The 23,046-nt window shown below is 47.0% G+C and carries 21 protein-coding genes; 12 read left to right on the top strand and 9 right to left on the bottom strand.

Annotated elements, in window-relative coordinates:
• Positions 1-30: 30 nt before the first annotated feature.
• From NJR55_RS06865 to NJR55_RS06835, 7 genes are all read right to left on the bottom strand, one after another.
• A complete protein-coding gene (locus NJR55_RS06865; RefSeq protein WP_253619016.1) occupies positions 31-879 on the bottom strand; it encodes a universal stress protein in 849 nt (282 codons plus the stop codon).
• Positions 880-896: 17 nt separating this feature from the next.
• Positions 897-2,387, bottom strand: coding sequence for a SulP family inorganic anion transporter (locus NJR55_RS06860; RefSeq protein ID WP_253619014.1), 1,491 nt, complete (start codon positions 2,385-2,387; stop codon positions 897-899).
• 270 nt (positions 2,388-2,657) lie between these two features.
• Entirely contained in the window at positions 2,658-3,866 is a 1,209-nt protein-coding gene (gene arsJ, locus NJR55_RS06855) for an organoarsenical effux MFS transporter ArsJ (RefSeq protein ID WP_253619012.1), read from the bottom strand.
• Complete coding sequence (locus tag NJR55_RS06850; RefSeq protein ID WP_253619010.1) at positions 3,866-4,861, bottom strand: ArsJ-associated glyceraldehyde-3-phosphate dehydrogenase; 996 nt, start codon at positions 4,859-4,861, stop codon at positions 3,866-3,868. The genes arsJ and NJR55_RS06850 overlap by 1 nt, the downstream gene beginning before the upstream one ends.
• Positions 4,862-4,990: 129 nt before the next feature.
• Positions 4,991-6,034: an ACR3 family arsenite efflux transporter gene (arsB, locus tag NJR55_RS06845; RefSeq protein WP_253619008.1), complete on the bottom strand. Its 1,044-nt coding sequence runs from the start codon at positions 6,032-6,034 to the stop codon at positions 4,991-4,993.
• The gene (locus tag NJR55_RS06840; RefSeq protein ID WP_253619006.1) at positions 6,021-6,752 is read right to left on the bottom strand and encodes a metalloregulator ArsR/SmtB family transcription factor; all 732 of its coding nucleotides are present in this window, start codon (positions 6,750-6,752) and stop codon (positions 6,021-6,023) included. The genes arsB and NJR55_RS06840 overlap by 14 nt, the downstream gene beginning before the upstream one ends.
• A 386-nt stretch (positions 6,753-7,138) precedes the next feature.
• Positions 7,139-8,803, bottom strand: coding sequence for a dipeptidyl-peptidase 3 family protein (locus NJR55_RS06835; RefSeq protein WP_253619004.1), 1,665 nt, complete (start codon positions 8,801-8,803; stop codon positions 7,139-7,141).
• A 97-nt stretch (positions 8,804-8,900) separates the two neighbouring features.
• On the opposite strand from NJR55_RS06835, the gene NJR55_RS06830 reads away from it, so the two are divergent.
• Complete coding sequence (locus NJR55_RS06830) at positions 8,901-9,749, top strand: HDOD domain-containing protein (RefSeq protein ID WP_253619002.1); 849 nt, start codon at positions 8,901-8,903, stop codon at positions 9,747-9,749.
• On the opposite strand, the gene rdgC is transcribed toward NJR55_RS06830, so the two are convergent.
• Together rdgC and NJR55_RS06820 are read right to left on the bottom strand one after the other, a co-directional pair.
• Complete coding sequence (rdgC, locus tag NJR55_RS06825; protein WP_253619000.1) at positions 9,746-10,636, bottom strand: recombination-associated protein RdgC; 891 nt, start codon at positions 10,634-10,636, stop codon at positions 9,746-9,748. The genes NJR55_RS06830 and rdgC overlap by 4 nt on opposite strands.
• A gap of 73 nt (positions 10,637-10,709) precedes the next feature.
• Positions 10,710-12,443: a sensor histidine kinase gene (locus tag NJR55_RS06820; RefSeq protein ID WP_253618999.1), complete on the bottom strand. Its 1,734-nt coding sequence runs from the start codon at positions 12,441-12,443 to the stop codon at positions 10,710-10,712.
• A 177-nt stretch (positions 12,444-12,620) separates the two neighbouring features.
• Here NJR55_RS06820 and NJR55_RS06815 point away from each other — a divergent pair, with 177 nt between their 5' ends.
• The 11 genes from NJR55_RS06815 (at position 12,621) to NJR55_RS06765 (ending at position 22,932) form a co-directional block, all read left to right on the top strand.
• The gene (locus NJR55_RS06815; RefSeq protein ID WP_253618997.1) at positions 12,621-13,415 is read left to right on the top strand and encodes a DUF3450 domain-containing protein; all 795 of its coding nucleotides are present in this window, start codon (positions 12,621-12,623) and stop codon (positions 13,413-13,415) included.
• Between the two features lie 12 nt (positions 13,416-13,427).
• Positions 13,428-14,807 carry a MotA/TolQ/ExbB proton channel family protein gene (locus tag NJR55_RS06810; protein WP_253618995.1) on the top strand — a complete coding sequence of 460 codons (1,380 nt, stop codon included), beginning with the start codon at positions 13,428-13,430 and terminating at the stop codon, positions 14,805-14,807.
• A 2-nt stretch (positions 14,808-14,809) separates the two neighbouring features.
• On the top strand, positions 14,810-15,340 hold the full coding sequence (locus NJR55_RS06805; RefSeq protein WP_126782485.1) for a MotA/TolQ/ExbB proton channel family protein: 531 nt from the start codon (positions 14,810-14,812) through the stop codon (positions 15,338-15,340).
• Positions 15,341-15,361: 21 nt separating this feature from the next.
• Positions 15,362-15,769, top strand: coding sequence for an ExbD/TolR family protein (locus NJR55_RS06800; RefSeq protein WP_253618993.1), 408 nt, complete (start codon positions 15,362-15,364; stop codon positions 15,767-15,769).
• On the top strand, positions 15,770-16,378 hold the full coding sequence (locus tag NJR55_RS06795) for an energy transducer TonB (RefSeq protein WP_153849692.1): 609 nt from the start codon (positions 15,770-15,772) through the stop codon (positions 16,376-16,378).
• Between the two features lie 11 nt (positions 16,379-16,389).
• Entirely contained in the window at positions 16,390-17,646 is a 1,257-nt protein-coding gene (locus NJR55_RS06790) for a tetratricopeptide repeat protein (protein ID WP_253618991.1), read from the top strand.
• A 135-nt stretch (positions 17,647-17,781) separates the two neighbouring features.
• Positions 17,782-18,756 (top strand): porin, encoded by a 975-nt coding sequence (locus NJR55_RS06785; protein ID WP_253618989.1) that lies wholly within the window; start codon positions 17,782-17,784, stop codon positions 18,754-18,756.
• 89 nt (positions 18,757-18,845) lie between these two features.
• Positions 18,846-19,763, top strand: coding sequence for an AEC family transporter (locus NJR55_RS06780; RefSeq protein ID WP_253618987.1), 918 nt, complete (start codon positions 18,846-18,848; stop codon positions 19,761-19,763).
• 94 nt (positions 19,764-19,857) lie between these two features.
• Positions 19,858-20,544, top strand: a complete 687-nt coding sequence (gene phoB / locus NJR55_RS06775; protein WP_011235339.1) for a phosphate regulon transcriptional regulator PhoB — start codon at positions 19,858-19,860, stop codon at positions 20,542-20,544.
• Positions 20,545-20,561: 17 nt separating this feature from the next.
• Positions 20,562-21,857 (top strand): phosphate regulon sensor histidine kinase PhoR, encoded by a 1,296-nt coding sequence (phoR, locus tag NJR55_RS06770; protein WP_253618985.1) that lies wholly within the window; start codon positions 20,562-20,564, stop codon positions 21,855-21,857.
• Positions 21,858-21,954: 97 nt separating this feature from the next.
• Positions 21,955-22,932, top strand: coding sequence for a PstS family phosphate ABC transporter substrate-binding protein (locus NJR55_RS06765; RefSeq protein WP_253618983.1), 978 nt, complete (start codon positions 21,955-21,957; stop codon positions 22,930-22,932).
• Positions 22,933-23,046 lie beyond the last annotated feature (114 nt).

The following is a 23,046-nucleotide window of genomic DNA, read 5'->3' as shown; positions in this document are numbered from 1 at the left end:
TTTTCCTTGAAGTCGTCTTGTCTGCTGCAATTAACGTAGCAGCAATAAAGCGGAGTTAGTTGTCTGTAGCAGGCTAGTTGTGGTGCTGCCTACTAAAAACTGACGAATACGCGAGTGACCATAAGCCCCCATCACCAGAAGATCAATATTGTGTTCTTTCTGGTACGCATGAAGTGCGGGCTCTACTTCGCCTGAACGTATTTCAAACCGGGAGTTATGTCCAAGCTCCCGTAAGTGGTTAGATGCCGCTTCGATGGACGCGCGACTGTCGTTGGTATCAGCTCCGACCATAACCAAATGTAACGGAAGACCTCTGAAAATAGGGCTTTCCGCAAGCATGCGAATACCTTTACGGGAAGAATCACTGCCGTCGAATGCTAACATCACATTTTTAGGCTCAATAAATTCCTCCGGTGCGACCAGAATAGGTCTGTGCATGGTTCTTACAACGGTTTCAAGTTGGCTTCCAACGCGATTCGTACGGGTTGTCTCTTCGCCATGAAGACCCATAACAAGCAATCTCATGGAGTCCTCAATTTCTAACAAGGACTCCGCCAGGTCGCCGTGTCTTTGGCGTAAGTTGATATGTTCGACGCCACTTTGTGTCGCGCGCAATTTGGCACTTTCCAACATGTGATGGCCTTGCTCTAAGGCTAACTTGCTGCGTTGCTGATCAAGTTCTGCTAGTTGCTCAAGCAAAGCTTCCCGGCTGCCTAAGCCGATATTTCCGGTCATATTGGTTTCGGTAGGGTAGCGCGCTTCGTCCAGAACATGAAAAAGCGTTAATGGCGTTTGTAAGCGTAATGCTGCCCAACTGGCGTAATCACAGACCGATTGAGTTGACGCAGAACCATCAATACAAGCAACAACATGTTTCATTATTAAATCCTTTTCCATTAGTGTCCGCCCATCAGCTTATCGACAGCGTCAGGTTTGTCATGCACGCCAAAGCGGTCAACGATGGTCGCGCTGGCTTCATTAAGCCCTATAACTTCCACTTCCGCACCTTCACGGCGGAATTTCACTACAGCACGGTCAAGAGCATCGACGGCGGTGATATCCCAGAAATGGGCCTGACTGAGGTCGATTACAACCTGCTCGACCCCTTCTTTGAAATCAAATGCGCCAAGAAACTTTTCAGATGAGCTGAAAAATACCTGACCAATGACCCGATAAGTACGTTTTTTGCCGTCAGAGTCAATTTCTGACTTAATGTACAGGTAATGCCCAATTTTGTTCGCAAAGAACATAGCAGCCAACAGCACACCAACCAGTACACCATAAGCCAGGTTATGAGTTGCGACAACGACCGCAACTGTTGCAACCATGACAATATTGGTGGACAGCGGATGTTTCTTTAAGTTCTTAATAGAACTCCAGCTGAAGGTACCAATAGAGACCATGATCATTACGGCAACCAGCGCGGCCATAGGAATTTGTACCAGCAGCTTGTCCAGAACCAGAACCATAATCAGCAGGAAGATACCGGCAACTAATGTAGACAACCGCGTGCGACCGCCCGATTTCACATTAATAATGGACTGACCAATCATGGCGCAACCGGCCATTCCGCCTAACAGACCTGCGCCAATATTAGCAACGCCCTGACCTTTACATTCACGATTTTTGTCGCTGGAAGTGTCGGTTAAGTCGTCAACAATGGTCGCTGTCATCATGGACTCAAGTAAACCTACGACGGCAAGCGCCGACGAGTAAGGGAAGATAATGGCTAAGGTTTCGAAGTTCAATGGAACGTCAGGCCATAGGAAAATAGGCAGGGTGTCCGGCAATTTACCCATATCACCGACGGTACGAATATCTAGTCCTAAAAGAACTGAGGTAATAGTCAGCGCAACGATACAAATAAGCGGCGACGGCAGGAATTTACCAATCACCGGAATGTAAGGGAAACCGTATATAATGGCCAGACCGGCTGCCGTCATGGCATACACATGCCAGGTGACGTTGGTCAGTTCGGGCAACTGCGCCATAAAAATAAGAATGGCCAGAGCATTTACGAAACCGGTGACCACAGAGCGCGAGACAAAGCGCATCAGCTCGTCCAGTTTAAGGTAGCCGGCAGCAATTTGCAGCAACCCGGTCAGTAAGGTGGCCGCTAACAAGTACTCAAGCCCATGCTCTTTGACCAGCGACGCCATAAGCAACGCCATGGCTGCGGTTGCGGCAGATATCATTCCCGGACGACCGCCGGTAAAAGCAATCACAACGGCAATACAGAAAGAGGCATACAGGCCCACTTTCGGATCTACGCCCGCGATAATAGAGAATGCGATGGCTTCAGGAATAAGCGCTAAAGCGACCACAATACCTGACAACAAATCACCACGTATATTAGAAAACCAGTTCTGCTGGATAGACTTCAACATAGATAGATAACACCAAATTTTAATCGTAAATATAAAGCGGCCGGAATGGCCAGAAAAGCAGAGAACAGCCTACTGCGCACCTGTGACAGGAAAGTGACGGCTAGGGTGGTGTAATACGCGTCAGCACGTAGGTGGCTCCTTATGGTTTGAGGCTGGTCAAAAAAAGAGCGCGAATTTTAGCATAAAATGTGCCAACTACAAGCGCTTTCCACATCGGCGTAACCTGACATTTATGTCAGGTGCGATATCTGACCTGACATAAATGTCAGGCTACAAACTCTGCTCCCGCGCTGGTAAAAAGCTAATAGCGGCGGTGGATAATAGCAATAACAGCGTTGATATCATTAGGCATGCAACCAGCCCCCATTGCTGATACACCCAACCGGATAAAACGGTACCCATTAGACGCCCGGCTGCGTTGGCCATGTAGTAAAAGCCTACGTCTAAAGACACCCCGTCGGCGCGTGAGTAAGAGACAATAAGGTAACTGTGCAGCGACGAATTAATGGCAAACAGAATGCCGAACAGCCCTAAGCCAATAATAATGCTCTGGGTAACAGGTAAGCCCTGCCAAAGTGCCAGAGCAAGGGCTAGGGGGCTAATAGTCAGTAGCGCATTCCAAACCACGGCCTGAGTTTTTGGTACGTCCTGGTCGCTTTTCGTGAATTTAGGAGCAACGCTTTGTACAAAGCCATAGCCAATAACCCACAAGGCTAAAAAGCTGCCGACCTGCCAGTGGTTCCAGTCCAGCTGGCTGGCTAAGAACACCGGTAAGGCCACCACAAACCAGACGTCGCGGGCACCAAAGAGTAAAAAGCGAGCCCCCGATAAAATATTGATAGGCCGGCTTTTGGATAAAATGTCCTTAAACTTAGGCGTGAACTTTGCCTTGCCCGACTCTTTTTTCAGGAAAATTAAACTGCCTACCCAGACCAGGCTGAGCATAACCGCCATGGCGAGCACCGCACCCTGGAAGCCAATTAACGTAAGCAACAAGCCACCAAGGAAAAAGCCAACGCCTTTTAAGGTGTTTTTTGAGCCCGTTAGTATGGCGACCCATTTATACAGCTGACCTTGTTTGTCGTCCGGCACCAGCAGTTTAATGGTGCTTTTGGCGCTCATTTTATTGAGATCTTTGGCAATGCCAGACAGCGCCTGAGCCGCCATAACCCAAACTACCGTTAGCATTGAAGCGGGCACAAGCAGCATGGCAAGCGCCACAATCTGTATGCCAAGCCCAATATTCATGGTCCTGTTGAGCCCCCAACGAGCCCCCAGCCAGCCACCAAATAAGTTGGTGACTATGCCGAAAAACTCGTAGAACAGAAACAGCATGGCCACTTCCAGCGCACTGTAGCCTAACTGGTGGAAGTGCAACACCACCAGCATGCGCAGTGCGCCGTCGGTCAGAGTAAAAGCCCAGTAATTACCCGTAACAATTAAGTATTGGCGTATAGCCGGCGACAGCTGACTCAGCATTAGCCGACCTTTTCGACCAGTTCAACCGCACGGTTGGCATAACCCCACTCATTGTCGTACCAGGCATAAATTTTCACATGTGTGCCGTTAATGACTTTGGTGGAGAGGGCATCGACAATGCTTGAGCGAGGGTCGGTTTTGTAATCTATAGACACTAACGGGCGCTCTTCATAGCCAAGAATGCCTTTGAGTTCGCCTTCAGAAGCTTCTTTCATCCAGCCATTAATTTCTTCCGCACTAGTGGCTTTTTCCACCTCGAACACGCAGTCGGTTAATGACGCGTTGGCTAAAGGTACACGTACTGCGTGGCCGTCAATTTTATCCTTCAGCTCCGGGAAAATTTCCACAATGGCGGTTGCCGAACCGGTGGATGTAGGAATTAAGCTCATACCGCAGGCACGGGCACGGCGTAAGTCTTTGTGCGGCGCGTCCAGAATGGTCTGCGTATTGGTTAAATCGTGAATGGTGGTAATTGACGCGTGCTTAATACCAATTTTGTCCTGCAGAACTTTAACCACAGGTGCCAGACAGTTGGTGGTGCAGGACGCGGCGGTGAGTATTTGATGCTTTTCCGGATCGTAAAGGTGGTCGTTAACGCCTAGGACAATGTTCAGAGCACCGGGTTCTTTGACCGGAGCTGATACCACCACACGCTTAACGCCCTGTGCCAGGTAGTCGTTGAGCACTTTCACTGTTTTCATCTTGCCGGAGGCTTCCAGAACCACATCACAAACACTCCAGTCGTTCTCGGCAATGGTTTTGTGTTGAGTGAAAGCTATGCGTTCATCACCAATTTGAATGGCATTGTTCTGACCTTCGGCTTCATAACCCCAACGACCATGTACCGAGTCAAAATTCAGCAAGTGTGCAAAAGTCGCCGCATCAGCGCCCGGGTCATTCACCTGAACAATTTCCAGGTCAGGGTTTTCCCATGCCACGCGAAGCGCCAAACGACCAATACGACCCAAACCGTTAATTCCAACCTTAATAGTCATAAAAGACTCCTTTTTATATTTCTGACGTAGCCTGACATTTATGTCAGGTGAGATGCTATTTTATGGAGCCTATTTACGCCTTTGTGGTAGCTCCTATATCTCACCTGACATAAATGTCAGGCTACGTCATTACTCATTACTGGCAAACCAGTGTTTGGTTTTATTCGCGAACCAGACTAATGAGAGCATCACAGGTACTTCTACCAGCACACCAACAACCGTGGCTAGCGCTGCGCCGGACTGCAAACCAAATAATGAAATAGCTACAGCAACGGCCAGTTCGAAAAAGTTTGAGGTACCAATTAAGCAGGCCGGAGCCGCAATGCGGTAAGGCAGCTTAATGAGTAACGCAATAATAAAGGTAATAGCAAAAATGCCGTACGTCTGTACCAATAATGGCGTAGCAATCATGGCAATGTCCAATGGACGTGTAAGCAGAACTTCCGCTTGAAAGCCGAACAGCAGTACGACCGTTAGCAATAGTCCGATAATAGACCAGGGCTTCATGCGCGTATCAAAGGCTTTCAGTGCCGATTCGACGTCTTGCCGCTGCGACGTTGCTTTGCTCTTTAATCGCTGGCGCGTTAGCAGCCCGGCAATAAGCGGCGCTACTACGTACAGACCAACACTTAACAGCAAGGTTTGCCAGGGCACAATAATGTCGGTAATACCCAGCAGCAGGGCGGCAATGGGCGCGAACGCGAAAATCATAATAATATCGTTAACCGACACCTGTACCAGCGTGTAGTTAGCATCGCCTTTGGTCAGCTGGCTCCAGATAAAAACCATGGCAGTACAGGGCGCAACACCTAATAAAATGACTCCGGCGAGGTATTCATTTGCGGTCTCGGGTTCAATAAAGTCGGCAAATATACCTTTGAAGAATAACCAGCCCACCAAGGCCATGGTAAAAGGTTTCACCAGCCAGTTAATAACAACCGTCAGAATTAAACCTTTGGGCTCTTTCGCTATTTGCGTGATAGCGCCGAAATTCACCTGCACCATGACGGGGTAAATCATCAGCCAGATAAGTACCGCAATAATTAAGTTAACCTGCGCGAATTCAAAAGCCGAAAGCCATTCAAAAATGTTGGGAAAGAAGCTCCCCAGGGCGGTTCCGGCAATAATAGCTAAGGCTACCCAGGCAGAGAGAAAACGTTCAAACACACCCATTATCGATGTCCTTTATCAGTTGGGGGTTATAGTCGGCGGTGGTGATAATGATTTTACGCATCCAGTCAGGTAGTGCCGGATTCAGCTGGTAGTAAACCCAGCGCTGGTCTTTGCGGTCAATCAGCAGCCCATATTCGCGCAGCTGTGCCAGGTGGCGCGAAACCTTAGGCTGCGACATGGCGGTAGCATCAACAAACTCGCACACACACAGCTCTTTGTGTTTTGCTAACAGGCTTATCATGGTTAAGCGCAGCGGGTCCGCCATAATCTTGAAAAAGTCTTCCGGTGCATTAAATAAATGCGGCTTGCCCTTATCTTTGCGCAAAATGAGCAAAAACATCTTAATGCGTTTGCTCAGTTCCTGAGCGGTTTTCGTAAAGGCGTTGGAGTTTTTGCTGCTAACCGGATCGGGAAAGTCCCAGGCTATAAAATGATTTTCTTTGTATTGTAGCAGGCATTCAGAACGGGCGCGGTCACATAAGCTGATAACGTAATCAAATTCATCAATACTTAAATCCGAGATGGTCTTTGAGCATAACCCTTCGGTACTGACCCCCAGGGCTTGCAACGCCTCAAGAGCTTTAGGTTCAGGCTGGGTAGGTTCAGTGCCGGCACTGTAAACTTCCAGCTCATCATTACCAAACTGTCGCAAAATGGCTTCGGCCATTAACGAGCGAGCCGAGTTGGCGGTACAGAGAAACAGAACCTTTATGGTCATGGGTATCACCATATATTCGATATTTCATATATATGGTAGATCGAATATATAAATGGTGCAACAGTGAGAAGGGGCCGGTTGTCACTTGTTTCGCTTGAGCATTAAACCTCCTGTGGCGGAGACTAAGTAGCCTGACGTTCTACGTCAGGTGAGGTGTTCAACTATCTCACCTGATGCAATAGCATCAGGCTACACAGGAGGTTCAACACTCATAACGCTTACAAGTGAGCAACCGACCCTATCTGCCCAAGCCCTACAGGGATGTATTCACGGGCGTCCTTGTAGCCTGACATTCTACGTCAGGTGAGATGAGGCCTATTTACGCATTTGTGGTAGCTCCAACATCCCACCTGACATAAATGTCAGGCTACGTATCGCGATGCCAGTTAAAGGCCTAGCACCTCTTTGCCCTGGTCAAAGGTGACGTCAACCGGTATGCCTGCGTCGGTTAATTTGTCCAAATCGGCTCTTAGCTGTGGGCTGACAACACCTAGCGTTGCAACCAGCTCAGCTACGCCGTTGTAGTCGCCGTCGCCCTGCAGAGTCAGAATTTTTCTCGAAAGGCTGTTCATGGCTTCGCGCATTTTGTCCATATTAATGGCGTATTGACCGCTGGCGTTACGATCGAAGGCACCTGCGTCGGCGAAGTAGTTAAAGCGGATCATGTTGGCTTTGCCGTGTGCACTTGAGGCACCAAAGCGAACTGAGCGGAAAATACTGGCCATAAAGGTGGTGTAGTAGTCTTTCAGTTCGCCCTCGGCTAAAACGCCTTGTTCGAACAACTGAGTCACCATGTACAGACCCAGAATATCTGCTTTACCTTCTTCTAAAGCAGAGGCGTGCTCTTTTAATGCTGAGCGTACGGTGCCTTTGTCATTCAGGGTATTTTTAATGCCTAAACCGTGAGCCACTTCGTGAAACATGGTGTTAGCGAAAAAGGCGTTAAAGGTAATGTCTTCACGTTGCTCTGGCACAATTAGCTGTTCGGCGATTGGTACCAGTATTTTATCGAACTTAGCTTGCATGGCATTTTTAAGCTGCAAACGACGTGTGCCTTTTTCTAACTGAACTTCTTCGTCATTAGGTAGGTTAATGGCAATGGTTTTGCTGCCAGCATTTGAATGGCCGGCGTAGTAAACAACATCGTATGCGTTTAGCTGAGCGTTAGCGCCAGGTTTTTCTGCTTTGTAAGCTGACTCAACCGGTAAGCCTTGCTGTAACTGCGGTAGGTACTCAGCATATTTTTCCAGACGCTGGCTCCAGGCCTTATCTTTTATTAACACGTAAGACTCAAAAGCGGTTTTGTAACCAAATAAATGGTCTTCGTAGTTCTCAATAGGACCGATAACCACATCAATATCGTTACCTGTCATGTCCATCCAGGCCATATCGGAAGGCTGGTATTCATTGCTTAAAAAAGCATCGGCGCGCAAACGCAGGTACTCTGAAAAATCTTCGTTTTCTGCTAAATCGGCAGCCTGGCGAAGTAAATCAGCAGCTTTAGTTAAAGACTCTTTATAAGCTTCTGAGTAGGAAACTGTTTTCAATTCGCCCTCGTCGTCGCGACGCAATAACGTATATAAACTGTCTTTGTCCGCAAGCTCGGCGTTTTCAAATTCCGTTTTGGTCATGTCGGCAGGATAGAAATTAGCGCCTGCTGGTTTGTCTTCAAAACCAGTTAAGAAGGGCTGGTTATTGTTTAGCCTATCCCATGGTCCGTAGTTAATAACAGTAAATTCATGGGCTTGTTCTTCAACGTGATTTAAAAGGTGTTCTTTATCACCTGGAAACGCCTGCTGCCAAAACAGGTTATCCATAATTTTCGAAGCGTCTATGAGTAAACCAACCATTTCTTTCTGCTCGCCCGATAAATGCGACAGGTCAGTTTTTAGTTGGTAGGGTGTGTAGATATCAAGTCTTTGTTCTGCCCCCTCAACTAATTCGTAGTTATTTTGTTGTTCGCCATCAGGATTTTGTGTTGTGGTTTGCGGTTCGCTGCAACCCATTAAAACCAGCACTAGTGGTGCTAAGCTAAAAAGTGTTTTTTTCATAATATGACGTTTCTGGAAATTGAGTTGTTGTAAAGTTCTGTTAATCTACTTCCAAGCTTTTTCAGAAGCAAGAAAACCATAATAATAAGGAAATAAAATGTCATCGCAAAATGCACTATACCTGCTAATTGACGAGCGACTCAGACGTGATGAACTAAAACTTCCCGGCTTACCTGAAACGGCAGAGCAAGTGCGTAATGCAACCATGGATCCGGACTGCAACCTGCACGATCTCAGTCATATTATTCAGCAAGATACCGCTTTGACAGCGCGGCTTATTCGCCTGGCCAACAGTGCCTACCTTGGTGGTAGAAATAAAGCTGAGAGTTTGATGCAGGCGTTAACTCGCATAGGTATGCGCCGCATTCGGACACTGGCACTGGCAATGGCAATGGAGCAGGTGTTTAAACCGGACAATGACATAGTGCAAATGTTTTCTCAGCAGTTTATTGTTGAAAGCAGGGAAATTGCGGCGGCAGCCGTTGTTATAACCGAAGACTTACAGCGCAGAGGAATTGGTCACCGGTTGCATCAGGACGTTGCACTGTTAGCCGGTATGGTGTCGCGCATTGGGGTTGCACCAATTTTGCATATGGCGAATGAGTTTGCAGATAGCTTTGCTAACCCTTCTTTTATCAAAGAGTGCATTACCCAGTTTAGTTCCACTTTAGGCAGTAATATTCTCAGTTATTGGCAGTTTACACCAAACCTGGTGCAGGTGCCGCTGCACTATTATAACGGCAGAATGAGCTTAAACGATGCGATAACCGTGAACTATTGTGACATTGTGCATTTGGCTGCCTTGTTAACCGGAAATGTGAAACCTGGCAAAGACAGTGTGACTCTGGTTGAGTATCAAATGCTGGGGGTAATTAAGACCGATGATTTTTGGCAGCAGGAGTCTGTGCAGAAATCCTACCGCCAAATGCTGGACTTGCTGTCTTAGCCAAAAGCTTTCTTTAAATCGTCAAATAAAAGCCCGACTTCGGCGCTGACCAGGGCAAAGTCGGCGTCGATTTTTTCTTCCGGGCTAGGGTCAACTAAATCGTCTTTGGCGTCGAGCAGACGGTCCGTCGGCTTAACTCGTTTCAAAGCCATATCCGACTCAATAATAAACTCTAAATTTTCCTGCCATACCAGACCTAAACGAGTGACTTGCTTGCCACCGGCTAAGTGCGCCTGAATGTCTTCACGGGTTAAGTCTTCCTGCTTACAGCGAATAATGCCGCCGTCCGCTTGTGGTGAACGCAGTTCTGCTTCATCACCAAACTCGAATGGATTCGGTAATTCAGCACTTTGTAACCAGGCCGTCAGGTAGGTTTCAACTGCGTCGCTTGGGCTTACCGGGCGCACAGGTAACGAACCAACGGATGAGCGCAGCAAACCTAAAAAGTCTTCGGCTTTATTGGCAGCAGATTCATCAATAGCAATAATTTGGCGGTCGAGGTCGATATACCCCCAGCTTTGGCGAAAACGGCTGAATGCCTGTGGCAGCAGCTGGTGAATTAAGTCTTCTTTTAAGTTTTGTTTTTCTTTGCGCGGCACCGAACGACCTTCAGCTTCGCTTATCTGGCGTACTTTTTCGTCTAGCTGGGCGTTAACAACCGTACTGGGAAGCACTTTTTCTTCCCGTTTGGCACAGAGCAACCAGCAATTACCCAGGCTGTGAGTCAGTACTTCATTGTCTGCGCCAAAAGGTGAAGACCAGCCAAATGAGCTTTGGTCCGAGCGCGAACAGGGGTGAAAGCTGTGCTCAGCTAATTGCTCAGAGAAGTCATCAGGCAGGGAAAAGGTTTCGCTGAATTGATAAAAACGAAGATTTTTAAACCACATAGGTAAGCTGTTCCTGTCGCAACAAATAAAACAAAAATAAGGGCAGGGATTGTAGCCCGTTAGGGCAGAGCTGTCAGTTTAAAACCTGTACAGAAAATGAAAAGAAATAGCTTAAGCCTTTACCGGGTTCACTTTCAGCGCTGATTTCACCAGACAGTGTCTGAGTGACCAAATTTCTGACAATATGCGTACCCAGGCCGCTGCCGCCCTGGTCTCTTTTCGTGGTAAAGAAGGGGTCAAATAAGCGTTTAAGCTGAGCTTCAGATAAACCATTACCATTGTCAGAATAGTGCACCTGAAGGGTCTCGCCATCAAGCCGTATGGAAATGGTCATGAGGCCTTCATCAATGCCGTCGAAGGCATGCCGCAGCGAGTTAAGAATCAGGTTTGTAAAAATTTGCGATAAAGCGCCGGCCGGGCAGCGTATGAAAATGTCATCGGCACATTCAAGACGCACCTGGTGGTTGGTCTTTTTAAGATGAGGCTGCAAAGACTGAACTAAGTCTTCGATATAACTTTTCAGGTTAATGTCGCGGATAGCATCCGATGCCTGGTCGACAGCCACTTGTTTAAAGCTGCTAATAAGATCAGACGCGCGGTGCAGGTTGCTGTCGAGTAAGTTAAGGCTCTCGCGGCCTTCTTCTATAAACTTCTTCAGTTGCGTTTGCGTCAGTTCTTTATTAAGCAGCGACTGATCCAGAGTGTCGAGCTTTTCGCGTAAATAAGAAGACGCGGTAACACTAATGCCTATGGGCGTATTCACGTCGTGCGTAATACCGGCAACCAGCCCACCCAGCGACGCCATTTTTTCCGACTCAATAAGTTGCTGCTGAGTTTCCCGCAAGTTATTCAGCGAAGACTCCAGCCGCTGGTTAGACTGACGCAATGTATTTTCAATGGCGCGGCGCTGGCCAACTTCGCGCTCCAGTTTCTCCTGGCGCATTTCCAGCTCGTTCTTGCGTTGCTCAAGGTCAAGCATAACCTGACTTAAACTGGATGTTTTGCGCGCCACTTCCTGTTCAAGAATGGCATTTTGTTCGTCCAGCTGACGGTTAGCCGCTTTGAGTTTCTTCTGGGTACGATCCAAGTCGGCCTGATATTCTTCAATGTTATCGAGAAGCTGGTTGTAGGCCTGCTCTACCAGTACCAGCTCATTGTTGTGTTGGTCGGCTAAGCGAATTCTGGAGCGTTCTAAGTTATCCAGCCGAAAACCTTTAATTTGCTGAGTTAAGTCGCTGAGCGGCCGGTTCAGCATGCGGTTAAAGGCAATAGTGAAAAGTACAATAAGGAAGATACTTTTAATAATGGCGTTACCGATAATAAAGCCGAGGCTCACTTTAATACGGTCAATAGCAATGTCGCGGGTTGAAAACAGGCTGACATCGCCGACTTTGGTGGAGTGGCCGGAAAATTCAAATATGAGTGAATCGTAGTAGCCAAAAATGCCGTTACGTTCGGGTAGAAGAGCACCTTCGCTATTGTCGTCAGGCAAGTCGCTCATGGTTGTGGTTTCGCCCAGCTGCACCAAAATATTACCGGCATCGTCGCGGATAAGAACACCGGCAATAGCTGGAATACTAATAAGGCCGTCGGCAATGGTATCAATTTGATTGCTGTTGAATTCCCAAAGCGAACGGGTAAGAGAGCCATTAAAGGTGCTTTGCTGGTTCTGCAGTTCGGCAATCAGTACCCGTTTAGTATCAAAATATTCAGCTCCAATTTGTATCGCGGTCACAATTAACGTCAACAAAAAGTAGACGGAAAGCACGCGAGTTAATAAGGAGGATGAAATACTTTTGATTGCCATAGACTGAGGTCAACGAGTTGTACAGATAGGGATAAACTAATTCATTGACTGAAATAACGCAATAAAGCAATCCAGCCCAATAAAAAGCACTGACACAAAAATGACATATTACAGTCATTAAGCTGTCACGAAAAGTGACTAAAGTCGCCACAAATTAATTCACAAAGGTCATAACTTATGAAGTTAATTACTTCTGCTGGCGCTTTAGCTGTTGCAGCCTTAGTCGCGGCTCCGGCTTATTCGCAACAGGACACACTGGAACCTGTGGTTGAGCAGGCTTCTTCTATCAATGAATCTGCCCGTCAGTCGCAGCTGACTATAGACCAAATTTCCGATGATATGCAGGAACGACTGCAACAGTATAAACGCATCATGAAAGAAATTGATGGGCTAAAGGTTTATACCGCACAAGTCGAGCAGCAAATCGAGAGTCAGGAAAGCGAAAAAAGCGACATCAATAATTCTATTGATCAGGTCAGTTATGTTGAGCGTCAAATTACTCCATTGATGTTACGTATGATTGACTCGCTTGAGTCTTTTGTTGAATTGGATGTGCCGTTTTTGCAGATAGAGCGAAGTGAACGCTTACAGCAACTGAACGACCTGATGGAAAGAGCTAACGTTGACGTCTCTGAGAAGTTTCGTCGGGTTATGGAAGCTTATCAGATAGAGGCTGACTACGGTCGCAACATTGAAGCTTATACCGCCGAGCACGAAATTGATGGTCAGCAACAAGACGTGACCTTCCTGCGTGTGGGTCGTGTCGCGTTAATTTATAAAACCCGCGACGGTGAACATCTTGGATTATGGAATCAGGAAACGCGCAGTTGGGAAGAGCTTGATAGCAAGCACTTACCTGCAGTTGAAGAAGCTATTCGTATTGCCAGAAAACAACTGGCACCAGATTTACTGATGATGCCTTTGTTCGCAAATAAATCGACCAGTTCCACTAACAACAACGCCGGGCAATAAGGGGTGATAGCCATGAGATTAAGTAAGCATATTGCAAAATGGTTTTCAGCGACGGTATTGGCAGTCACTTCTATTACCGCCTTAGCAGCACCGGCTCCGCAAGACCCAATTAACCTGGATGAGCTTTTGCAGCAACTGCAACAGGGAAAGTTTTCTCAGTCGCAGAACAATAAAGAACGTGAACAGCGTTTTCGTGAAAGAGAGCAAGAACAAAAGGCCATGCTTGAGGCTGCTATTGCTGAGCGTAACCGTTTAGAAAAACGTGCAGAGCAACTGGAAACTGAGTTTGAACAGAACGAAGTTGATTTGGGCAACTTGAGCGATACTTTAACGCAGCGTATGGGCTCACTAAAAGAGCTATTCGGTGTGCTGCAGCAGGTAGCTAACGATGCCTCCAGTAACTTTGAAAACTCGGTTATTTCTGCTCAGTTCCCTAATCGTGCAGAGCGGTTATCCGAACTTGCTGAGCGCATGGGGTCTTCGTCTAAGCTGGCCTCTATTGAAGACATTGAAAGTGTCTGGTTTGCGCTACAACAGGAAATGACCGAGTCAGGAAAAATTGCGGAATTCACCACTCAGGTAACTGAGGCTGATGGTGACAAAGAAGAGCAGCAAGTTGTTCGTGTTGGTTCGTTTAACTTAGTGTCTGACGGCAAATATTTAGAGCGTATGAGTTCTACTGGTTCGGTTGCAGAGCTGGTTCGTCAGCCATCAGGACGTTACCTCAGTACCGCAGAAGAAATTCAGCAAACTGACAGCGGCGTTGTGACTTTTGGTCTTGACCCCACCGGTGGTTCAATTCTGAGTCTGTTAGTTCAGGCGCCAAGTTTGGGTGAACGTATTGATCAGGGGGGAACCGTTGGTTACATCATTTTAGCACTGGGTGCTATTGGTCTGCTGTTTGCACTGGAACGCTTTGTTTCTTTGATGCTGCTGGGTAATAAAGTGAAGCGTCAGCTGAAAAAAGATAAACCCAGTGATGATAACCCGCTGGGCCGGGTGATGTTGCTGAAAGACAAGTATCCGCAGGCTGATACTGAAACACTGGAACTGAAGCTGAGCGAAGGTATTTTACGCGAAGTGCCTAAAATCACCCGCAACCTGACGTTTATTAAAATAATCTCAGTGGTTGCACCGCTGATGGGTCTGCTGGGAACCGTAACCGGTATGATCAATACCTTCCAGGCTATTACCTTGTTTGGTACGGGCGACCCGAAACTCATGGCGGGCGGTATTTCACAGGCACTGGTAACAACGGTACTGGGTCTGGTGGTAGCAATTCCAATGACCTTACTGTTTGCGACATTGCACACACGCAGCAAGAACCTGATTCACATATTGCAGGAACAAGCGTCCGGTATTATTGCGGAGCGGTCTGAGCGAGGAGAGTAACCGTGTTATTCCTCATTGAATTCAGTAATGCAATTAGAGATTTCATCGAGGCCGGCGGACAAGTTCTGCTGGTTATCGGAATCCTCATTTTTACTATGTGGCTGATGATTCTTGAACGCATTTTTTATTATCTCAACGGGCACCGTAAAAATGTGAAAGAAACGCGGCAACGTTGGCAGCAGCGTGAAGACAAGTCGTCCTGGAATGCAGAGCAAATTCGGCAGGCAATGATTTCCCGCGTAAGCCTGGCATTAGGTGGAAACCTACCGGTGATAAAAGCTTTAGTTGCGCTTTGCCCGCTGCTGGGTCTGATGGGTACGGTAACCGGCATGATTGAAGTGTTTGATGTGATGGCTGTGACCGGAACCGGCAGTGCACGCTCCATGGCGTCGGGTGTTTCAAAAGCCACCATTCCTACCATGGCCGGTATGGTTGGTGCCTTGTCGGGTGTGTTTGCCGCAACCTGGCTACAGCGCACCACACGACGTGAACGCATGAAGCTGGAAGACAAAATTTTATTGGAACGTCACTAAGGTGATGTTGAGGACAGGATTATGAAGCAGCATTTTGCCAATTTAATTGAAGAAGAAGAAAGTGCTATCGATATGACACCGATGCTGGACGTGGTGTTCATTATGTTGATTTTCTTCATTGTCACGGCTTCTTTCGTCAAAGAAGCGGGTATTGATGTGAACCGCCCTGATGCGGCCACCGCAGTGCAGAAAGACCGCGCCAATATCTTAATCGCAATAAGCGAAAACAACGAAATTTGGATTGATAAGCGCCAGGTGGATGTACGGGCAGTGCAGGCTAACATAGAGCGTTTGTACGCGGAGAACCCGCAGGGGTCTGTGGTGATTCAGGCGGATCAGGAATCAAACACCCGGGTGTTAATTAAGGTAATGGATGCAGCCCGCTCAGCGGGGGTTTACGACGTTTCTGTAGCAACGGATGAAGAGTAAATGATGAGATTCCTGGCAGCATTACTGGTTGCAGCTTTTGTCACCATTGGTTTGTTTTACCTGATGCAGTCCTTGATCAGTGGTGGCGAAGGGGCAATGAGCGAACCGCCGCGAGGCAGCGTGCTGGACTTTGTGCGCACGCCTGAACCTGAAGAAGTGCAGGAAAAGGAGCGCAAACCTGAACGCCCTCCAGAACCCGAGCAGCCACCGGAAGACTTACCCCAGCCGCAGATGAACAATGATATTGCGGAAACTGATGGTGGGGCTGGTTATGACTTCTCAGCCAATATGGACAGCGGTGCGGACATTGGCAGTGGCATGTCGCTACAAGCAAGCGACGGTGAATATCTGCCTATAGTGAAAGTTCAGGCTGCGTATCCTCGCCGGGCGTTGCAGCGCGGTATAGAAGGTTACGTGGTGGTGGAGTTTACCGTAACAAAACAGGGTTCGGTACGAGACCCTATCGTGGTCGAAGCTGACCCCGAAGGAATTTTCGATCAGGCCGCGATGGATGCCGTACTGAAGTTTAAATACAAACCTCGGGTTATTGATGGTGAGGCGGTGGAAGTGGACGGTGTTCGCAACCGCATGACCTTTGAGATGAACTGATTGGGTGACTTATGAAATTTAAATTTATTGCTTTTGCGGCTTGCAGTTGCTGGCTGGCTTTTGCTCACCCGGTGCTGGCACAGCAGACCGAACGGGTTCCGGCGTTACGGGAAAAAGTCTACGCACAATTGGCCCGCGCTCAGGAACAGGCCGATAACGGTAACCTTGCTGAAGGTATTTCGATACTGGCCGAAGTGGCGGAAAAAGCCGATAGCATGAACAGTTACGAGCGCGCCATGATGTGGAACTTTTACGGTTTCATGTATTACGAACAGGGCAATACTAAGCAAGCTATTAACTACTTTGAAAAAGTAGTGAAAGAGTCGCCTATTCCTGAATCTTTGGAAAAAAGCACACTGTACAGCCTGGCTCAGTTGGCCTTAAGTGATGGCCAGTTCCAACGCGCAATTAGCTTTTTAGACCAATGGGAAGGCCTTGCTGAAGAAGGTGAGATGGGTAAGGCATGGGTGTTAAAAGCACAGGCTTATTACCAGGCTGATAAACACCGGGAAGCTTTGCCTCTAATTGATAAAGCCATTGCAGCTGTCGACGCAGAAAATAAAATACCAGATGAAAACTGGTTGATTTTAAAACGCGCATTGCATTATGAACTTGAGCAGCCGGAGCAGGTAGCTAAGGTTATGGAGCGTTTAGTCACCAGTTACAGTAAGCCGGAATATTGGGTGCAACTGGCGGGGGTTTATGCGCAGCTGGAACAGGATGCGAAGCAGCTGGCGGTACTGGAAGCCGCACATCAGCAAGGTTATATTGAAACAGGCAGTGAGTGGCGTCAATTGGCGCAGGCTTATTACTTCAATGAATTACCGTATAAAGCGGCAGAAACCATGCAGGAAGCAATGTCTAAAGGCAAAGTTGATGCTTCTGTTGATAATTTAAAGTTTATGGCTCAGGCCTATACGCAGGCAAAAGAATACGAAAAAGCCATTGGTGCTTACAAGAAGGCCTCCGCAAAAGTTGAGCATGGAAAATTTGCGGCGCAAATAGCACAGCTACATTTGACTCTGGATAACAATGAAGAAGCTGTAGAATACGCGAAACAGGCCATCAATAAAGGTGAGCTGGACAACGAAGGTAATCTGTATTTGGCTAACGGCATGGCATTACTGAATTTAAATCGTTACGAGCAGGCTATTGAGTCCTTTGAGCAGGCGGTGGAGATTGAAGGAGTAGAACGCTCTGCAAAACAATGGCTTAAATACGCGAAAAGCCAGCAGAAGCAACAACAGCAAATGGCAAACTTACAGTAAACGAGTATTTGTAACCTTATCCTAACAACAGTGTCATTTGATTGACTAAAAAACGAAAAAAAACTGTAATAATTTTTTCATTCATTATAATGTGCGCGAAATTTATACAGTTTTATTGTTTTTTGGGTGAGGATAATGATGAATAAGTACTCGGTTCCGTTATTGATTGCTGCCACCGCAGCCAGCTTTTCGGCTTTCGCTAATAATGATGACAGTTTAACGGTTTACGGCCGGGCAAATGTTTCGTTTCAAAGTAATGACTATGGTTTTGGTTCTGAAACCGAGGTGGTGAGTAATTCATCGCGTTTTGGTTTTAAAGGTGCCAGCGAACTGGAGTCCGATTTAGAAGTTTTTTATCAAATTGAGTTTGGTGTTGATTTAGCCGACTCAGATGATGACGAAGACGCAGTGACTAACCGTGAACAGGTTGTCGGCTTGCGCGGTAACTTTGGTAAAGTAATGATAGGCCGTTACGATACCTTTCTAAAAGACTCTCAAGGTTCAGTCGATGAGTTTAAAGATTTTGAAGCTGACTTAAAAAGTTTGTTCAAGGGGGAAAACCGCCCGGACAATACTTTGACTTATTATTCTCCGTCATATCAGGGGTTTAGTTTTGGTGTTACTTACATAGCGTCAGAAAATGACAATGTTGATGACGGCTTTTCGTTCGGTCTGTTATACGGTGACAGCAAGCTAAAGAAAACCAATTACTACGCTGCGCTAGCCTTTGATCGCGACGTGAATGGTTATGATATTACTCAGCTAACAGGTGCCACTAAGTTTGGAAAAACTCGGGTCGGTGTTGTACTGCAGCAGTTTGAAACCATAAATGGTTCGTATGACTCTGACGGTTACCTGATTAGTGCTGCTCATCCATATGATAACTGGGTTTTTAAAGCGCAGTATCAGGCCATAGATGATGACACAGATAATGACGCTTCATTATCTGTGGGTGCCGATTACTTCTTCAGCGGCGACACTCGCGTTTATGCCTGGTACACCGGTCGTGAATGCGACATCAGCCTTTATTCCACTAAGGGTTGCGGCGCAACACCGGGTATCGAGCAAGACTTTGTTGCTGTCGGTATCCGCCACGACTTTTCCTGGTAATCGTTTTCTACTAAAGAAAAACACAAAAGTAGCCTGACACTCTCTGTCAGGCTACACTATAGCGGTCACTCTCAACCTATCTGTACGCTATGATCAACCTCGCTGTCTTGGGGCTCTACTTACTCATTGGTTTTATCCTGAAGCGTACCGGCAAATGCCCGGACAACACAGCGCAAGTTCTTAATCTCTACGTTATTTATGCTGCATTGCCCGGCGTTATTTTTAGTAAAGTTCCGGCTCTGGAATTTTCCACTGATCTGCTGATCCCAGTTGTTATTCCCTGGGTTCTTTTAGCCTTTAGTGCTGTTTTTATATGGTTGTTAGGACGGGCCTTTAAATGGCCCCGGGAAGTGGTAGGCGCGTTACTTATCTGTGTGCCACTGGGCAATACCTCGTTCTTTGGTTTCCCAATGATAGAAGCCTTTTATGGCAGTGACGCTATTGTCTATGGGTTACTGTACGACCAGTTTGGTTCCTTTTTTGGTCTGGCAATTTACTCGACCATCGTTATCGCCCTGTACCGTGAGCAGGACAATAAACCCACAGTGGGCAGTGTTACGCGTCAAATTGTGACTTTTCCGCCCTTTATTGCGCTAATTATTGCGTTGTTAACGAAATCTTTGGTTTATCCGGAAGTTTTTCAGCGGCTCATTGACTCGTTGGCGGTGACATTAGTGCCGGTCATTATGATAGCAGTGGGTTTTCAGTTGAAATTCCGCCTGCCTAAGGGCAGTAAAACACCATTAACTGTCGGTTTATTGACGAAACTGGTTCTAATGCCTTTGATTACAGTTGGCTTGTTGTATGGCTTTGGTTTTGACAGCACGTTGGTACAGGTCACCATTTTTGAAAGTGCCATGCCGCCTATGATAACGGCGGGCGCAGTAGCTATTATGGCTGGGCTGGCGCCGCGTTTATCGGCGGCTATGGTTGGCTACGGTATCTTATTTGCCTTTGTTTCCTTACCCATTGTTTACCAATTATTGCAGTTACTCTCTGCGCATTGATATAAGAAATTTTACAGAGATGTGTCCCAATTCATAAAAGTGTCATATTCTTTGGTAATAATTGAACCATCAGTTCATATTAGGGAAACAATGCATGTCACGTAGAATTCTAATTGTTGAAGATGAAGCGCCTATTCGTGAGATGTTGAGCTTTGTTATGGAACAACACGGTTACCAAGCTGTGGAAGCCAACGACTTTGACGCTGCTGTCGATAAAATTGCTGAACCATATCCGGACATGGTGTTACTGGATTGGATGCTTCCGGGCGGTTCAGGTCTGCAACTGGCTAAGAAAATTAAGGGCGATGATTTTACCCGTAATATTCCTATCATAATGCTCACCGCAAGAGGCGAAGAAGAAGATAAAGTTAAAGGTCTGGAAGTAGGCGCTGACGACTATATTACCAAACCTTTTTCTCCTAAAGAGCTTATGGCTCGTATGCGTGCTGTTTTTCGCCGTGTTGCGCCAACGGTGCTTGATGAACCGCTGGAAGTTGAAGGTTTAAAACTCGATCCTGTCTCGCACCGTATTTCGGTCGACGACAAAGGCATCGACATGGGGCCGACAGAGTTTAAGTTACTGCACTTTTTTATGACACATCCTGAGCGCGTATATAGCCGTGAACAGCTGCTTGACCATGTTTGGGGCACTAACGTCTATGTTGAAGACCGGACTGTCGATGTGCATATCCGTCGTTTGCGTAAAGCTCTGACCGAACATGGTTATGACCGTTTGATTCAGACGGTTCGTGGAGTTGGCTATCGTTTCTCAAGTCGTTAAGTTTAGGCTGATTTAGTATGGACAGGAACTATTCTAACTGGCAGTCACTGACCAGCCTGGGCTTATTCCTGCTGCCTTTTTTATTTATTGGCTGGCTGTTTGACCTGTTCTGGCCGGTAATGGCTCTGGTGTTATTAGGACTGGTCTGCTGGCATTATTATTATCAGCAAAAGCTCATTAAATGGTTGTGGCAAAGCCGCACTTTAATGCCGCCTTCTGCGCCGGGCAGTTGGTCTTATATTTACGATGGCATTTATCGCTCGCAGCGACGCAGTCAGAAAAGACGTAAATCTTTAGCTCGCTTATTACGACGTTTTCGTGAAGCTGCTGAAGCTTTGCCTGACGCTGCTATTGTGTTCCGTGCCGACGGTGCATTGCTGTGGAGTAATAAGCTGGCGCAGTTTTATTTCGGTTTGCGTTGGCCAGACGATGCCGGACAGCGGTTATCTAACCTGATTCGGCACCCCGAATTCTATGCCTACCTGAACGCAGGCAATTTTGACGAAGAACTGACGATTCCTTCGCCCATTCGTGAAAGTCTGGATATTGAAATTCGCATTATGCCGTACAGTGAAGACCAGTTTCTTCTGGTTGCCCGTGACGTAACTCAGGTGAAACGTCTGGAGAACTTACGTCGTGAGTTTGTGGCAAACGTGTCTCACGAACTGAAAACGCCGCTGACAGTATTGCAGGGTTATCTGGAAATGATGGATGAGCCTGAACAGACGCCGCCGGCCATGCTGAAAAAAGCAGTCGAAAACATGAATGCCCAAAGCACCCGCATGGCTAACCTTGTAGATCAGTTGCTCACCTTGTCGCGCATGGAAACGCCAAGCAACGATGTCTTTGACCACGAAGTTGACATGCCGGCTTTGCTGGAACAGTTAGAGTCTGAAGCGAAGCGTTTAAACGAAGCGAAACAACATAAGATTGAGTTTGACGTTGCGCCAGTGCGGATTTACGGCAAAGAAAACTTGCTGCGCAGTGCGATGCAGAACTTAATAACGAACGCTATTAATTACACACCCAGCGGCGGTGAAATAAAAGTCACCTGGAAAACCGTAGCCGGTGGTGTTGAGTTTAGCGTGAAAGATAACGGTAAAGGCATTGCTGCAGAACATTTGCCGCGCCTTACCGAACGTTTCTACCGGGTTGAGGATGATCGCAACAGTGCCAGTGGTGGTACTGGTTTGGGGCTGTCGATAGTTAAGCACGCAATAGAACATCACAACTCGCAATTAGACATTAATAGCTCGCTGGAAAAGGGCAGTCGCTTTTCATTTCGAATACCGAGTGGACTATTAGTCAGTTAGTCATAAAATTTTCATATTGTCATAAAGTTGTCACATAACCGTCTTAAACTGACCACAATTCGAAAACAGTTCAATAACCCTTAGAGGTGAATACACTATGTTTCAATCAACTTTGAACAAAACATTAACCGGTTTAGTGGTTGCAGGTTCACTGGCGTTCAGCTCGTTAGCTGCGGCAACTGACGATTTACCAGAATACGAAAAAGTCAGCGGTTTATCAGGCAACTTATCTTCAGTTGGTTCTGATACCTTAGCTAATATGGTGACCTTCTGGAGTGAAGAGTTTAAGCGCAACTACCCAAGCGTGAACATTCAGGTTCAGGCGGCAGGTTCTTCAACAGCTCCTCCGGCCTTAACTGAAGGCACATCAAACTTTGGCCCTATGAGCCGTGCAATGAAGTCAAAAGAAATCGAATCTTTTGAAAAACGCCACGGTTACAAGCCAACTCCGGTTCGTGTTGCTATCGATGCGTTGGCCGTATTCGTACATAAAGATAATCCGATTGAAGGTCTGACGATTCCTGAAGTTGACGCTATCTTCTCCTCAACACGTAAGTGTGGCCTGAACAAGCAAGTTAATCGCTGGGGCGACCTGGGCATGGAAGATGAGTGGGCTAACCGCGACTTGCAGCTTTATGGCCGTAACTCGGTATCCGGCACCTACGGTTATTTTAAAGAAATAGCATTATGCGACGGCGACTTCCGTTCTAGCGTGAACGAGCAACCGGGTTCAGCTTCTGTGGTGCAGTCAGTCTCTACCTCAATTAATGCGATTGGTTATTCCGGCATAGGCTATGTGACTTCAGGCGTTAAATCGGTACCTATCGCCAAAGCCGAAGGTCAGGAGTTTATTGGTGCAACCGCTGAAAATGCGCTGGCAGGTCAGTATCCATTAGCTCGCTTCCTATACATTTATGTGAATAAGCATCCGACTAAACCTTTGGGTAAAGCGGAAGGCGAGTTCCTGCGCATGATTTTGTCAAAAACAGGTCAGGATATCGTCAATAAAGACGGTTACATAGGCTTGCCAAATGCGATAGTTAAAGCCGAACTGAAGAAGCTTGGCTTAGAATAATTTGTCCCTGAAAACAAATAGCCGGTAGCTTGCTGCCGGCTTTTTTTATAACTATTACTGCATTATTAAGAAAATATGACAGCGGTGTAACAATACTGTCATATTATTCAACTA

The sequence above is a fragment of the Idiomarina rhizosphaerae genome, assembly GCF_024159085.1.
Taxonomy (GTDB): domain Bacteria; phylum Pseudomonadota; class Gammaproteobacteria; order Enterobacterales; family Alteromonadaceae; genus Idiomarina; species Idiomarina rhizosphaerae.
The sequence above is the reverse complement of the archived record's forward strand: the minus strand, read 5'-3'. Positions and strand labels throughout refer to the sequence as shown.